This is a genomic window from Pedobacter frigoris, assembly GCF_032678645.1.
GTDB lineage: Bacteria > Bacteroidota > Bacteroidia > Sphingobacteriales > Sphingobacteriaceae > Pedobacter > Pedobacter frigoris_A.
The window spans coordinates 62642-77409 of the sequence record NZ_JAVTSP010000005.1 but is presented as its reverse complement, the minus strand read 5'-3'; the positions used below and the strand labels follow the sequence as shown (position 1 = coordinate 77409).

Below are 14768 nucleotides of genomic sequence, written 5' to 3'. Positions count from 1 at the left end.
AATGAAAAACCTGTTATACACCGCTCTCGTTCTGATCGCAAGCATGTCTTTGTCCTGTACCCAAAAGGAACAGGGCAATAACAATGCATTTAAAACCACACTAAGCTTTAAACCTGGTGAAGAAACTAAAATAGCTGAGGCCTTTTTATCAATGAAAGACAGCACACTCATTTTATTGAAGGCTGGGACTTACAAATTTGACAACCTCAGCATTGCCCAGGTAAAGCACATTAAAATTCAAGGTGAAGGGTATGATAAGACCATACTGGATTTTACGGCACAAAGCCAGGGTGGTGAAGGAATCCGTGTGACCGATGTAATTGGCTTTACCATAGATGCCATGACCATCAAAGACTCCAAAGGTGACCTGCTTAAAATAAACAAGAGCAGGGATGTGACAGTGACCAACCTGCATGCGGTATGGAGCAAGGCCGACTCTACCAGTGGGGGCTATGCCATTTACCCGGTGATGTGCAAAAATGTACTGATTGAGAACTGCTATACAGAAGGATCTTCAGACGCAGGGATTTATGTAGGCCAGACCGATAGCGCCATTGTGAGGAAATGCAAAGCGGCGAAGAACGTGGCCGGATGTGAAATTGAAAACACCTCGAATGCGCAGGTGTACGACAATGAGTTTTATAACAATACTGCCGGTTTCCTGATCTTTGATCTGCCGGACCTGTCGAAACGAGGCGGACACGTAAAAGTATACAACAACTATATTCACGACAATAACTTCAGGAATTTTGCGAAGGCAGGTAGTTTTGGTACCACCTGGGGCGTAGGAAATGCCTCACCGGGCAGCGGAGTGATTATCCTTGCAGCTTCAGATATTGAAATCCATGACAACCGGATCATCGACAACAACTCTTCGGCTATCAGTATTGCCTCTGGTTTTGTAGTAGATGAAAAGGCAGGCGAGAAAATTAATGCAAATTATTTTCCGATTCCTAAAAATGTAAAGATCCACAGCAATACTATAGAGATGGGGCCTGCTTTTCCTGCACCTGCCTATGAACACCGCATGGGGAAATTATTGATCTCCATAGCACAAAAGCTGAACGCGGTAGATCCCTCAAGAAAAAACAAGCGGATCCCGTTGATCATGTATGATGGGATCTCAACCAATATACTGACAAAAGGAACCGGAGTTAACCCGGATAGCATCTGCATCAATCAGAAGGGAGACAATGTGTTCGTAAATGCTGATTTCCTGAACCTTTCTAATCCCGAACAATGGAAACCCAACACCAATATTAGCCCATACAACTGCAAGTAATCCATGCGAAAAACCTATTTAATAGCCGTTCTGCTTATCTTTACTACCGGGGTTTCTATTTTAAGTCAGCAAGGCTGTACCAGTAAAGAAGCCGGGAACACTTCAGACGGTGCCTTTGAATTCAAAGGGAAACTTTCAGAATATGGGTTCTTTAAAGGCAAGCTTTCGGACCTGAAACCTGAAGATGGAATTTTACCCTATGAACTGAACACACCCCTGTTTACGGACTATGCGGTGAAGGACCGTTTCATTGTTTTACCAAAAGGAAAAACAATGAGATATACCGTTCATGGGGTGCTGGATTTTCCTGATTCCACCATCATCATTAAGAATTTTGCGTATACCAATGCGCAGCATAAAAAGGTGATGATAGAAACACGGCTGCTGGTGAAGGATGCTAAGGATAAAAGCTGGAAAGTGATGAATTACCTTTGGAACAAGGAACAGACTGATGCCATTAAGCACATCACAGGTGCGAAAATCCCCATTACCCTGCTCGATAATGAGGGTAAGGAAATCACGACCAGCTACCAGGTACCCAACACCAATGATTGCAAACGCTGCCATATTAGAGATGGGGAGTTAATCCCTATTGGTCCGAAAGTCAGAAACCTGAACCTAACCCTGACTGGCAGGAAACAAAGTCAGCTGGAAGAATGGGCAGCAAAAGGTGCTTTATCAGGAATGCCGGCAGCGGATAAATTGGAGCGGCTGCCAAACTGGGCTGATGCGAAGCACTATACACTGGAGCAACGTGCGAGGGCATATCTTGACGTCAATTGTGCACATTGCCATACCAAAGGTGGTGATGCTTATAATACCGGCCTGTTTCTGGAATACGAACAAACAGATCCCAATCACTTGGGAATGCACAAAGCTCCTGTATCAGCGGGAGGTGGTGCCGGCGGACTGGATTATGATGTGATCCCCGGAGATGCGCTGCACTCTATCCTGGTTTACAGGATGAACAGTACCGAGCCCGGAACGGCTATGCCTGAACTTGCCCGTACTGTGATCCATAAAGAAGGAGTTCAGCTGATCCGCGACTGGGTAAATAGCCTACCAAAGAAGCCTTAGCCTCTAAGGTGCCAGCCCTTTGGTTTTGTAAAGGCGCGAAGTCCCTGATGTGACAAAGTAGCCCCGATACCAGAATGCTTGCGACCACTCCATGGGAGTCCGGCACTTACCCGGTCGCAGCAGTTCCAGTATCCAGTACCGGAGTCTATCTGTGAAAGGATTTCCCGGGCCCGCTCCATATTTTCAGAATAAACAGAAGATGTAAGACCATAAGCCGTATCCTGCATGAGTTTCACTGCTTCCTGATCATCCTTTACTTTCATAATACCTATGATGGGACCAAAGCTTTCCTCCTGCATGACTTTCATGCTGTGGTTTACATTGGTAAGCACTGTAGGCTCAAAATAATTGCCTTTACGATCGATAGCCTTTCCCCCGGCCTGTAATATTGCATCTTTCTGCATCGCATCTTTTACCTGATTTTCCAGCAGGCTGAGTTGTTCTTTGCGGATTAAAGCGCCAATGTATACCCCATCTTCCGTAGGAGAACCTATTTTCCAGGATTTGACTTCTTTCACAAAAGCATCTACATATGCGTCATATACCTTTTCATGTACATAAATGCGTTCCACGGAACAACAGCTTTGTCCATTGTTATAAAATGCACCATCGGCTGTTCCCGCAGCAATGCCTGCAATATCCTTTACATCGTCGGTTACGTACAAAGGATCCTTGCCGCCAAGTTCCAGCTGACAGGGCACCATCTTAGGTGCCACACGTTCATAGATGTATTTCCCTGTCTGGTAGGATCCGGTGAAAAAGTAACCGTTAAAATTCATGTACAACAAGTGTTCTCCTGTTTCTTTAGCACCGATAGCCACCTTAAATACATCGTCAGGAACTCCCGCTTTTTTCAGCAGTTTTTCAATTTCAAGTCCCGTCAGTGTCGCATATTCTGAAGGCTTATACATGACCGCGTTACCAGCCAGTAAAGCAGGAACAAAAACATTTACTCCAACCAGATAGGGATAGTTCCAGGCTGATATGTTACAGATGACGCCTAAAGGATCATAAGAGATCACTTCTTTCAGATCAGGAGCATTGACTACCGTTTCATCAGAAAGGTATTGTACGGCATGATCCAGCATCCAGCGAATCCTAGCCCTTGCGCCATTGATTTCATTTTTGGATTGCTGCAAGGGCTTGCCGACTTCCGCAGTAAGTACCGGGGCAAGTTGTTCTTTTTCTTCATCCAATAACTGGTAAAACTTTTCAATGACAGCAATGCGTTCATCAAGACTTTTGGATGCCCAGGCGACCTGTCCGGATTTAAGCAAAAGGTATTTATGTGCCAGCGACTTGCTGTCGTCTTCATTGACTGTCGCAATAATTTCTGCTGAAGCTGGGTTTACGATGTTCATTATTTATGGTTTTTGACTTCCTTAATAAATTGTTCTTTGATCTTTTGAGAAAGCGGATTTTGTTCCTTTTCCTGCATACGCTCTGGATGCCATTGCACGCAAAGCATGAAGGCCTTTCCCGTTTTATCTTTAAATTCTAACCCTTCGATGATCCGGTCGGGGGTAGTTGAATAAGCACTGACCATCAGGTTTTCTCCCAATTGGTCAGGTTTTACAGACTGGTGGTGTGCACTATTTACAGAACCTTCAGTAAGGCCCGTTACTGCGTATAATAAGCTTTGTTTGTCGATGGTGACCTCGTGTACTTTATCCTCCGTTCCTTTCTTGTGCAATTGATTGGCCGCCTCTCCATTGTCTTCGAAAACAGAACCACCTTCGAGTATATTTACGTATTGCATACCCCTGCAAATGCCCAGCAAAGGAATTTTTTCTGCTTGCGCATAGGTATAGATCTTACCCTCAAACTCATCCCTTTCAGGAAGAAATTCACCGGGCATATGGGGATACTCTTCAGCTCCTCCATATATAGAGGGCACTACATCAATTCCACCTGTGAGTACAAAACCATCGCAACGTGTAATGTCTTCGGTATTGTTCTTCTCAAATGAAAGTTCTACCAATTCAATCTCATCGCCAAGGTCTTGCGGGGTAAACCAGTTCCAGTAATTGTGAAAATTAGCTTCACTAAAGCTGATGCCTATTTTTTTCTTCATCGGTTTTTTAAGATTAAAAACTAAAGTGCCTTTAAATATAGCTGCTTAAAATCTTCTCTGCTCACCGGTTTAGGATTATTTGGATGTGCAAAATCTGCAAAGGCCAAATCTGACAGGGTCTCTATATGCGCTTCTTTAACACCAATATCCCTTAAATGATGAGGAATATTGACCTGGGTATTCAGATCGAAAAGGTATTTTACTACCGCTTCACCGGTCTCTTCTTTCAGTTCCAGTGTCCGGGCGATGCGACGAAACCGGTCTTCAAAACCTGCAATATTGAATTCCATTCCATAGGGGATATTTACCGCATTTGCCAGTCCATGATGTGTATCCAATAAGGAAGAAAGCGGATGCGCCAGTGAATGTACCACACCCAGTCCTTTTTGGAACGCAATGGCACCCATCATAGAGGCCATCAGCATTTTACTCCTGCTTTCCAAATCCGGTTTATTGGTGGCCTGCACCAATGAGTCTTTGATGAGCGATATGCCTTCCAATGCAATCCCATCGCATAGTGGATGTGGATTTTTGGCCAGAAATGCCTCCATATTGTGTGTAAGCGCATCCATACCTGTAGCTGCAGTAATGAATGGAGGAAGATCCATGGTCAGTACCGGATCTGCAAAAACGATCTTTGCCATCAGCTTTGGAGAAAAAAGGATTTTCTTTTGATGGGTTTCATCATCAGCGATGATTGCGCTTCTGCCGACTTCACTTCCTGTTCCTGAAGTTGTAGGGATGGTAATGAAATGCGGAACGTCATTGGTTACATAAACATCTCCACCGATCAGATCATCGTACTTAAACAGATCTTCTCTATGGTTGACTCGCAATACAATTGCACGGGCGACATCCAATGCCGCACCCCCGCCGATGCCGATGATGCTGTCCCTTGATGTGCCATCCCAAAGATCTGAGCCTTTGTACACATCGCTTTTAACCGGATTTTTGTGGATGTCGCTGAATACCTCTACAGATAACTGTTGCTGCTCAAGATCTGCCACTATTGCCTTAAAAAAAGGAAGCGTGGCGATGGTGGGATCTGTTACGATCATAGGACGCTTTAATCCATGCTGCTTTAAGTAAGCCGGTAATTCTTTAACTGCCCCTGCCCCAAAACGGATGGTTGTGGGGAAATTATACTGATAAACTTTATCAAATGTCATATCGTTTTTATTCGCTTAAATAATTTCAAAGTATCTTTTAAATTCCCAGTCGGTAACCACCTTAGCATATTGCCTCCACTCCCATTCTCTTGTGAGGGCAAAATGCTCGACAAAGGCTTCGCCAAACAACTCCTTGGCTACAGCCGAACTTTTCATCCTTTGAGTTGCTTCATGGAGGTTTCCTGGCAATATCCCATTGGAGGTATCGCGGTAGCCATTGCCTTCAGTAGCTGCCTTTTCCAGCTTCATGTTGTTTCTGATGCCATACAATCCCGCAGCCAGACAGGCCGATAGTGCCAGGTAAGGATTCGTATCAGAACCGACGACCCGTGTCTCGAGCCGGGTAGCCTTAGGATTGCCAGGCAATGCCCTCAATGCTACTGTGCGGTTGTCTATCCCCCAGGTGAGCGTAGTTGGCGCCCAGGCACCTTCCACTAAACGTTTATAACTATTGATGGTCGGTGCAATCATTGGTAAAATGTGCGGTAAACAATAAAGTTGACCAGCGATATAGCTTTTCATCAGGCTGCTCATCTTCAGCTCATCTGCTTCATCATAGAACAGGTTCTTTTTGGTATCTGCATCCCATAAACTCTGGTGGACATGTCCGCTGCAACCGGGAAGATTTTCACTGATCTTGGCCATGAAAGTCGCCATTATCCCATGTTTATAAGCGATTTCCTTTACAGACGTTTTAAATAATAATGCCTGATCCGCCGCCTGTAAAACAGGTGCGTATTTAATGGCTGCCTCATATACGCCAGGCCCGGTTTCGGTATGCAACCCCTCTATGGGTACACCAAACTTACAGAGCTGATCAAATAAATCGCTCATGTATTCATTTTTCAGGCTGCTGCGTAAAATGGAATATCCGAACATTCCCGGACTCAGGGGAGTTAAGTTCTGAAAATTTTTCTGGTGTGCAGTCTCGGGAGTTTCGGCAAAATTGAACCATTCAAATTCTTGTGAAAAATAAGGGAAGAACCCAGCCTGCTGCGTATCTGACAATACTTTTTTAAGCAGTTGCCGCGGACAAACCACCCCTGCCTTATCCTGCTCATCAATAAAATCTCCGAGAAAGAAAGGGATATCATTTTCCCAGGGAATTTTTCGGAAGGTATCCAGATCCAGTTTCACCAGGGCATCAGGATAACCCGTATGCCAGCCCGTAAACTTTACATTGTCGTAGGCTACATCGCCCATATCCCAACCGAAGGTGACATCACAAAAGCCAAGTCTGCCAGCTGCTATCGAGGAAAACTTCTCAGCTGAGATGTATTTGCCACGCAGTACACCGTCAATATCTGTGACCGCTACTTTGACTTTACCTGAGGGGTGGTGCTTTACATATTCTAAAATTTCTTGTGTGGTCATGAATCAGATCTTTTAAAAATTCTATACAACAAAAAGGTGATCAGCAAAATAGAGAAATAGATCAGCCCGAGCTTTAGGTTAAAAATAAGCATTGCAATGATAGATACAGTTGCAATGATCAATGAGATAATGGGAAATGCGGGATAAAAAGGAACACGGAATGGTCTTGGCAAATCAGGTTCCCGCTTTCTCAGTATCATAATAGAGATCATAGAAATGATATACAGTGTGAGTGCACCGAAAACAGATACGATGATGATCTCGGAAGTTTTTCCCGACAAGAGGGCCAGTATACCGATAACCATATTGCCTATCAATGCATTTGCAGGTGTATGGAAACGTGGAGAAATCTTACCCAAAAAAGATGGCACATTGTGTACACGTCCCATCTCATAAGTAGAGCGGCCAGCGGCAAGGATTAGTCCGTGAAAAGAAGCTACCAATCCGAACAGACCTACGGTAATGAGCAGGTGATACATCAGGTGACTACTTCCGGTTATTTTGGCCAGGGCAAGTGGCAGAGGTGAATCTGAAGTTTCTCCACTGACACCATTTTTATAGACGATGGCTTCCCATCCGGCAATTCCTGTCGCTGTAAAAAAGATCAGGATACATAAAACTGCCAGTGTAAAAATGGCCCATCCGAAGCCTTTACTGATGTCTCTCTGAGGATTTTTTGTTTCTTCTGCTACATTGGCGATCCCTTCTATTCCCAGAAAAAACCAGATGGCAAAAGGTATGGCGCCAAACACGCCTGTCCAACCATTTGGCCAGGCATTGTGTACCATATTTGACATTTCAAATTTCGGTGCTGCAATCCCGGAGAATAAGAGCAATTCCCCAACAGCCAAAACGGTAACGATAACTTCAAATGAAGCTGCCGCTTTTACTCCATAGACGTTAAGTGCAGTGAATATAAAATAGATGGCTACCGCACTGGTCAGGATAGGCACCTGCGGAAAGAAAGCATTGAAATAGGCGCCAATGGCAAACGCAATTGCCGGTGGCGCCAGTATGAATTCAACAATTTGGGCAATACCGGCTATAAAACCGATATTTTGCCCCATTGCTTTGTTTGCATAATCAAATACTCCTCCTGCTTTAGGAATGGCGCAGGCAAGTTCCGCATAGCTGAATGTAAATGTGACATACATCAGCATGATGGTCAACGTGGCGACAGCCATGCCGCCTGTGCCCCCTTTTTCCAGTCCGAGATTCCAACCAAAATACATGCCTGAAATAACGTACCCTACTCCAAGCCCCCACAACATAAAGGGAGTTAGTGTTTTCTTTAAACCCTTGTTTTGTGTCATTTGATTAGCGTTGTTACATGATTATAAATATAAGATTAAATACTACTTTAACAACCACATCATCTGGTTAGTATCGTCATTACCAGCATACTGGCTTGCGATTGCAGCGTTAGTATTAGTAGCATTATAACTCGTTTCATTTGAGGGGTATGTCCATCTCAAAGGAAATATAGTTGATGGTATATTTAAATTTGTAGTTGTATTCAATGTAAACCCTGGATAACCTGTTCTTCTGTTTTCATACCAACCTAAATATTTGCTGCCCTGTAAGAAGTTGGCCAAATATTTTTGGGTGATGATTTTTTCTATCTGCTGCTCTGGTGTTCCGCTTAAAGCTACAGCCGCTGAGACCGTATAGGCTGTAATGTAAGTTCCATCCATTTTCATGTTGTGGTGATAATCCGCAACATCAGGTGTATAAAAGGCGATAAAATTCATCGAATTGCTGATGCCCGCTGCATAGTAAGTCTGCGCAGGAGTTCCGGTAATCCAACCGCGAATGGTTGCTTCTGCCAAAGCAAACTGCAAATCCCAGTAACTGAAAACACTTACCGGTTCTGCATTTACCAATTGTGAATATCTATTGTTAAAATCAGAATAATCTTTACTATTCTTCATTGTCAACAGTGTCTGGAAATTAGTAGCCGGATCTGCACCAACGTAAGCATTATAATTACTTTCTGCCATTCCGCCGCTTACCTTTACAGGTGAAGGCTTGGCATAATGGAACAACCTTCTATCTTGCAATTGGATTAACGGATTGATCAGGTATGAACTTAACATTGTATAATTAGAACTTGCAAAGGCATTACTACCTGCCGGTACATTGCTCCATGGATAGTTTTGCGTTGCTGTTGCCGAATAAACCAATGCAAAATTGTCTTTATAATCACGCATCAATGGCCTCGTCATCACTTCTTTAAAACGTTCGATAACTTTTAATTCAGCATCACCAGTTTTTTTGTACAGATTAATTAAAACATGTAATTGAAAACTGTTGGTCAGCCTTCTCCAGTTATCTACTTTTCCACCATAAATTGGATCGCCATCAAAGTTGCTGCTTGTTGCAAAAAGTGTATTTGCCTGATCTAATTCATTTAATATCCCTAAAAACACTGCTTTTTGAGCATCATATTTAGGCTGAATAACATCTGCTTCTTCTCCTCTAACCGCGTCACTATAAGGTATATCTCCTACCTGTATCGTTGTATGAAAAAACTGCCAGGCCCTGATAAAATGCCCTAAAGCTTCATATGATTTTTTTAGGCCTTCATTTGGAGCAGCTTCAACCATCGGCTTAACGTTTCTCAGTAAATTAATCCTGGCAAAATCGGTAGCCCCCAGTCTGCTATATTGAAACCCTTCAATATTTTCACCCCATGTTAAATACTTGCTTAACAAAAAACTTTGCATAAAACTTTTTGTAGTACTGATGTCCGAGCGGGTAATATTTAAGATCATCCCTGTTGCCAGCATACCAGAACTTACTTCGGTAGCTGCGTGAGGATTTTCATTAATCTCGTCAAATTTTTTACACCCGTTACTTAATAAAACCAATACCGGTAGTATTAAGATATATTTAGAAATAGTCGTTTTCATAAAATAACTTCTTAAGTTTTATAACCCCAATTTAATGTTAAAGCCTACGATACGTTGCGAAGGCGAATTCAAATCTTCAGAATTCACATCCGGATCTGAATATTTAAAATTGGTCCACATAAATAAATTCTGACCAGTTACAGCAACGGAACCTCTTTTGAGTCCTATTTTACTTAGCGCCTTTTGCGGTATGTTATAACCTAATGACAGTTCGCGTAACTTAATAAAAGTTTTATCCTGAATTCCTCTGTCGCCGCCTCTGTAATTACGGGCGTAAGTTTGGTAGCCTACTTTCACGTCGTTTGCAGCATAAACTCTGGTATCTTCTGTGATATTTCCATACTTATCGTAGGTTGCCGATCCGGATACCAATTTCACACCCTGACCTACATAGTTATTTAATTTGTTTACGACCTGGTCATATCTGTAAGCATTATCGGTTTCCGGAGCTGTTCCGGTTTCAAACATATAGTCATACACATAGTTGTACATATAGCCACCAACACGGCCATCAATGTTTAAACCTAAATTCCAGTTGCCGTAGGTAAAGTTATTGATAAAGCCCAAAGTAAATGTTGGATCACCATAACCATATTTCTTTACATCCCTTGCATTACCTGAAGTACTTAATAATGGCATACCTCCCGCAGTATGTACAAGTTGTCCGGAGGCATCAGTCACCCAATAAGCAGCGGTATAAATATCTGTTCTTGCACCTTTGTAAACCCATCTGCTGTCTGGAGAATACAATGCATCTAAATCCTCATAGTATTGATGTTGATTAGACCAGTTGATCATTGAATTCCATTCGAACTTAGATCCTTTAATTATAGTGCCATCTACGGTAACTTCAAAGCCTCTGCGAACTCTGGTTTCATCCGTATTAACTAACGTTGACGAAAAGCCTGAACTTTGCGCTATACTTGCAGACGTCTGAGTGTTAAAATAATATTTGTTAAAATAATTTACATCAACATGCAGCCTCTTTTTAAATAAATAGGCAGTACCTCCAATTTCCCAGGTACGCTCGGAACTTGGCAGCAATGTTTCGAAATTTAATATGGTTGATGGATACGATGCGGAATTCAAACCATTCCAAACATTGGTAGAGGTGCTATAAGTTTTATTAATCTCGAAAATACCTGCCGGCTTTTTCACTAAAGCTAAGGATCCTCTTATTTTAAACATATCTATAACTTTAGGCATCTCGATTAACTCAGAAAGAATGATACTAGAGCCCGCACTTGGATAAAAATAGGATCTATTGGTAGCTGGTTGAGTTGACATCCAATCATTTCTACCTGTAAAATCTATAAAAATTGCATCCTTCCAGCCAAAGGCAGCCCTTCCGTATATACTATTATTTTTCCGTGGTGAAAACGTTTGGTTAACTGTCACCGGTTCAACAGAACCTCTCAGCGAAAAGAATGTAGGTGAAATTAACCCGTTTTTAGTACTTCCTGAAAAACTTTTGTCTTCCTTATAAAATAAGCTGGCACCGGCTAATGCTTCTATAGAAAAGTCACTAATCTTCTTATTGTAATTTAAAATAACATCATTGGTTATGCTAAACCCTGTAGATGTACCGATACTGTACATACCTTTCGCATCCCATCCTCCTCTGTTTGAATAGATATTTGATGTAGGATTACGCATGGTAGTTTCGTTATTATAATTATCGTAACCCATACGAGCCACCAAATTCAAGTCTTTACTGAAGTTGTAGGTAGCTGAGAATGTAGCATTCATCGTATTTTCAATACTGCCATTTAATTTCTCGTAAGCGATTAAATAGGGATTATCGTACCAGTTGGTATACATCCAGTTCTGAGTTTTATTTGGGATTACCCAGTAGTCTTTATAATCGCGAATATCATATTCCGGACCAGTCCACATGATTAACTGATAGAGATACCCTTGATTTCCATAGCCAGAACCCCAGGTTTGAGGCGTAGACTGTCGGCTCAATCCGAATCTACCTTCAATTTTAAACTTAGGGGAAACGATTATTTCTCCGGCACCAGTTAAGTTAAACATGTTTAATTCTTGATTTGGAAATTGACCTTTGTTATAAACATGATTTACACCAAGTCTAAAACTACCATTTTCGGTACTTTGGGCTATTGAAATATTATTATTGGAAACAACCCCGGTATTCATGAAGTTTTTTAGGTTGTCTTTTCCTAACGACAACATAGGACGATCAGCTTCCATCTGTTTGGTGACAGGATTCCAATCGGTTGCGGTATTACCAACGTCCAATTTCGGCCCCCAAACGTAATCATTGCCAATAGCACCATTTAGTCCACGGCCATAACTGGATTGTACTTCTGGTATTGATAGATATCCCAGTTGAAACATCGTGTTGCTATTAAAATCCGCGGATACCCCGTTCTTCTCTGAAGCACCTTTCTTGGTTGTAATTACGTAAACCCCATTCGCTGCCCGGGAACCATATAATGCAGAAGCAGCGGGGCCTTTTAAAATATTTATACTTTCAATATCATCAGTAGGAATGTCTCTTAGACTTAAATTATCGTAGTCGACCCCGTCAATAATCAGTCTCGCGGTTTCTCCCCTTAACACCAATGTTGGTGTTGCATTGAACTCTGTTGAGTTTCTCACCTCCAAGCCCGCTACGCGGCCTGAAAGTGATGTTCCCAGATCTGTGCCTTTAACTGTCTGCAGATCTTTACCGCTAATTTTCTGAACGGAATATCCCAATGCTTTTTCAGATCTTTTAACCCCCAAAGCAGTTACCACCACTTCAGACAAATCCTGCAATTCAGCTTCGAGAACAACATCAAGACTAGTTGTTCCTGCTTTGACCAGAATTTCTTTAGTCATATAACCGAGATATTTTATAACCAGTATATCGCCTTCTTTGGCATCGATTGAAAAGTCGCCGGAAGTACTGGCAGAGGTACCTCTTGTTGTGCCTTTAATCATTACCGAAGCACCTGACAAAGGACTGCCATCTCTATCCAAGATTTTTCCTTTAATGTTTATCTGAACAACAGGATTGTTTATCGTTTTTGCCAGCATCGAAGATTCCTTTTTGATCACAACCGTATTGTTCATGATCTTGTAAGAGAATGGCCTGTTTTTAAAAATCTGATCGAGTGCTGCTTCCAGACTTACATCTTTTAATTCAATACTGATTCGCCCTTCCTGTTTAATCAGTTTATTATTGTAGAAGAAAGTATAACCACTTTGTTTTTTGATGCTTTCAAAGAGGTTATTTAAGGTACTATTCTTCTCGGATAGTGAAATTATCTGTGAGAATCCCTTTGCAGAGACCTGAAGACAACCTATTACAATTAATACTACAGCTAATTTCATCGCCAGTAAATTCTTAGATGAGAACAGCCACCTGAAAACAGGGGCTTTCCTACATAGATTTAAATTCATATTTTTGAATGTTTGGTTAATTCATTAATTATTTACAAGGTATTTTTTGAGATCGACCGGAACATTTGTTCCATTCTGATATGATGAATGGTTCTGCCGGATCCTGTTGCAACCAGGGTCCGGTTATTTTTTTCATCAGTTTGCGGATTTTGAGTATTTATCTTTCCATACTTGCTGATTTTAGGGTTAAAAATATATCTGGTTATAAGTATTGACTTATTTAATCACTATTAACTTTCTTCCTTCAATTTTAAAATTCACACCTCCAAACTCCAGCATCTTCAATACTTCTGAGAGTTTCACAGAACGCGGGATATCGCCCATAAATTCATCGTCGGGACGTTTAACCTGGTAGACTACTTCTACATCATACCAACGCGACAATTGGCGCATGACTGACTGCAGATCATCGTTCTCAAAATGAAAATATCCTTTCTGCCATGCCATTACCTGATCTAAGTTTGCTTTGCTGATCTGAACATCTGTAGCAGCATGGGTTACAATGGACTGTTCACCTGGTTTCAATAAACGGGAAATTCCAGCTTTAGCATGCTTTCCGGTCAACAAAGAAACCTTTACTGAGCCTTCAAGGAGTGTTGTTTTGGTATCCAGTTCATCATCATAAGAGTTGACATTGAAGTGAGTACCCAGTACTTCTATTTCCTGTTTGTCGGTAACCACTACAAAAGGTACTCTCTGTTGGGTACGCTTTCCATTTATGAATTTGAATTTTTTGGCTACTTCGAAATAAGCTTCACCTCGAAGTTCAAGCCTTCTTGAATTTACATTTGCAAAATCTGTGGTAAATTTAATAGAAGAAGCTGCGTTTAACCATACTTTCGTACCGTCAGGCAAGTTGATTTGAAAATCGCCTCCTCTTGGAGTGGAGATGGTATTGTATTTAACTCCTGTTTTATTTTTCGCTGATGAGGGCAAAACCTCATAAACCAGTTTACCGCTGGTGCTCTTGGTAATTTTTACACCTGCCTGTTCAGCCAGTTTACCGATATTTGCATCTGTAATTGAAATGGTAGATCCGTTGGCAAGTGTTAGTGTAGCCTTATTGCCACCAGGTTCTATGTCATTGGTTTTTGACAGTTCTTGTTTTACCTGACGAGCAGCATCCTGATTTTTTTCCAGGTAAAAATATAATCCAAAAGAAAGTATGAACAGAATAGCAGCTGCAACAGGGATTTTATACCAGATTGGTCTTACTTTATTTGCAGTTTCATAATCCAGTTCATCTGCCTCAGTAATCCCTGCCTCTTGGTTCATTGCCACCAACAGGTAATCATCAAGTTTGTTTTCTTTGACAAGCTCTACAAACAATTCCAGCTCTTTATCTGTCAATTGTTTGTTTAGGTAACGCTGAACGAGTAGTTGATAAAAATCTTTCTGTTCCATACTAAGGGCCTTATATTACTAAGACAATATTTAGTTGGGCGAGGGTAGCAGAAAAATTATTTTTT

Annotated in this window: 10 protein-coding genes; 2 read left to right on the top strand and 8 right to left on the bottom strand. The window is 41.7% G+C overall.

Going from position 1 to position 14768, the window contains the following annotated elements; translation table 11 throughout:
• The first annotated feature begins 1 nt into the window (after position 1).
• Both R2Q78_RS16475 and R2Q78_RS16470 read left to right on the top strand, forming a co-directional pair.
• The gene (locus tag R2Q78_RS16475; RefSeq protein ID WP_316793636.1) at positions 2–1282 is read left to right on the top strand and encodes a parallel beta-helix domain-containing protein; all 1281 of its coding nucleotides are present in this window, start codon (positions 2–4) and stop codon (positions 1280–1282) included.
• A gap of 3 nt (positions 1283–1285) precedes the next feature.
• Positions 1286–2359 carry an SO2930 family diheme c-type cytochrome gene (locus R2Q78_RS16470; RefSeq protein ID WP_316793635.1) on the top strand — a complete coding sequence of 358 codons (1074 nt, stop codon included), beginning with the start codon at positions 1286–1288 and terminating at the stop codon, positions 2357–2359.
• On the opposite strand, the gene R2Q78_RS16465 is transcribed toward R2Q78_RS16470, so the two are convergent.
• The 8 genes from R2Q78_RS16465 to R2Q78_RS16430 form a co-directional block, all read right to left on the bottom strand.
• On the bottom strand, positions 2356–3720 hold the full coding sequence (locus tag R2Q78_RS16465) for an aldehyde dehydrogenase family protein (protein ID WP_316793634.1): 1365 nt from the start codon (positions 3718–3720) through the stop codon (positions 2356–2358). The two genes, R2Q78_RS16470 and R2Q78_RS16465, sit on opposite strands and share 4 nt — an antisense overlap.
• On the bottom strand, positions 3720–4433 hold the full coding sequence (locus tag R2Q78_RS16460; RefSeq protein ID WP_316793633.1) for a gamma-glutamyl-gamma-aminobutyrate hydrolase family protein: 714 nt from the start codon (positions 4431–4433) through the stop codon (positions 3720–3722). The genes R2Q78_RS16465 and R2Q78_RS16460 overlap by 1 nt, the downstream gene beginning before the upstream one ends.
• Positions 4434–4453: 20 nt before the next feature.
• Complete coding sequence (locus R2Q78_RS16455; RefSeq protein WP_316793632.1) at positions 4454–5602, bottom strand: iron-containing alcohol dehydrogenase; 1149 nt, start codon at positions 5600–5602, stop codon at positions 4454–4456.
• A 15-nt stretch (positions 5603–5617) separates the two neighbouring features.
• A complete protein-coding gene (locus R2Q78_RS16450) occupies positions 5618–6976 on the bottom strand; it encodes a glutamine synthetase family protein (protein WP_316793631.1) in 1359 nt (452 codons plus the stop codon).
• The gene (gene eat, locus R2Q78_RS16445; protein WP_316793630.1) at positions 6973–8289 is read right to left on the bottom strand and encodes an ethanolamine permease; all 1317 of its coding nucleotides are present in this window, start codon (positions 8287–8289) and stop codon (positions 6973–6975) included. The genes R2Q78_RS16450 and eat overlap by 4 nt, the downstream gene beginning before the upstream one ends.
• Before the next feature lie 42 nt (positions 8290–8331).
• Positions 8332–9888 carry a SusD/RagB family nutrient-binding outer membrane lipoprotein gene (locus R2Q78_RS16440; RefSeq protein WP_316793629.1) on the bottom strand — a complete coding sequence of 519 codons (1557 nt, stop codon included), beginning with the start codon at positions 9886–9888 and terminating at the stop codon, positions 8332–8334.
• Between the two features lie 18 nt (positions 9889–9906).
• Positions 9907–13299, bottom strand: coding sequence for a SusC/RagA family TonB-linked outer membrane protein (locus tag R2Q78_RS16435; protein WP_316793628.1), 3393 nt, complete (start codon positions 13297–13299; stop codon positions 9907–9909).
• A gap of 216 nt (positions 13300–13515) precedes the next feature.
• Positions 13516–14703 carry a FecR family protein gene (locus tag R2Q78_RS16430; RefSeq protein ID WP_316793627.1) on the bottom strand — a complete coding sequence of 396 codons (1188 nt, stop codon included), beginning with the start codon at positions 14701–14703 and terminating at the stop codon, positions 13516–13518.
• Positions 14704–14768: the final 65 nt, after the last annotated feature.

Bases quoted from the DNA above. Each gene is read 5' to 3' on its own strand.
- R2Q78_RS16475 (WP_316793636.1), top strand. From the start codon at position 2: ATGAAAAACCTGTTATACACCGCTCTCGTTCTGATCGCAAGCATGTCT.
- R2Q78_RS16470 (WP_316793635.1), top strand. From the start codon at position 1,286: ATGCGAAAAACCTATTTAATAGCCGTTCTGCTTATCTTTACTACCGGG.
- R2Q78_RS16465 (WP_316793634.1), bottom strand. From the start codon at position 3,720: ATGAACATCGTAAACCCAGCTTCAGCAGAAATTATTGCGACAGTCAAT.
- R2Q78_RS16455 (WP_316793632.1), bottom strand. From the start codon at position 5,602: ATGACATTTGATAAAGTTTATCAGTATAATTTCCCCACAACCATCCGT.
- eat (WP_316793630.1), bottom strand. From the start codon at position 8,289: ATGACACAAAACAAGGGTTTAAAGAAAACACTAACTCCCTTTATGTTG.
- R2Q78_RS16435 (WP_316793628.1), bottom strand. From the start codon at position 13,299: ATGAATTTAAATCTATGTAGGAAAGCCCCTGTTTTCAGGTGGCTGTTC.
- R2Q78_RS16430 (WP_316793627.1), bottom strand. From the start codon at position 14,703: ATGGAACAGAAAGATTTTTATCAACTACTCGTTCAGCGTTACCTAAAC.
- R2Q78_RS16440 (WP_316793629.1), bottom strand. From the start codon at position 9,888: ATGAAAACGACTATTTCTAAATATATCTTAATACTACCGGTATTGGTT.
- R2Q78_RS16460 (WP_316793633.1), bottom strand. From the start codon at position 4,433: ATGAAGAAAAAAATAGGCATCAGCTTTAGTGAAGCTAATTTTCACAAT.
- R2Q78_RS16450 (WP_316793631.1), bottom strand. From the start codon at position 6,976: ATGACCACACAAGAAATTTTAGAATATGTAAAGCACCACCCCTCAGGT.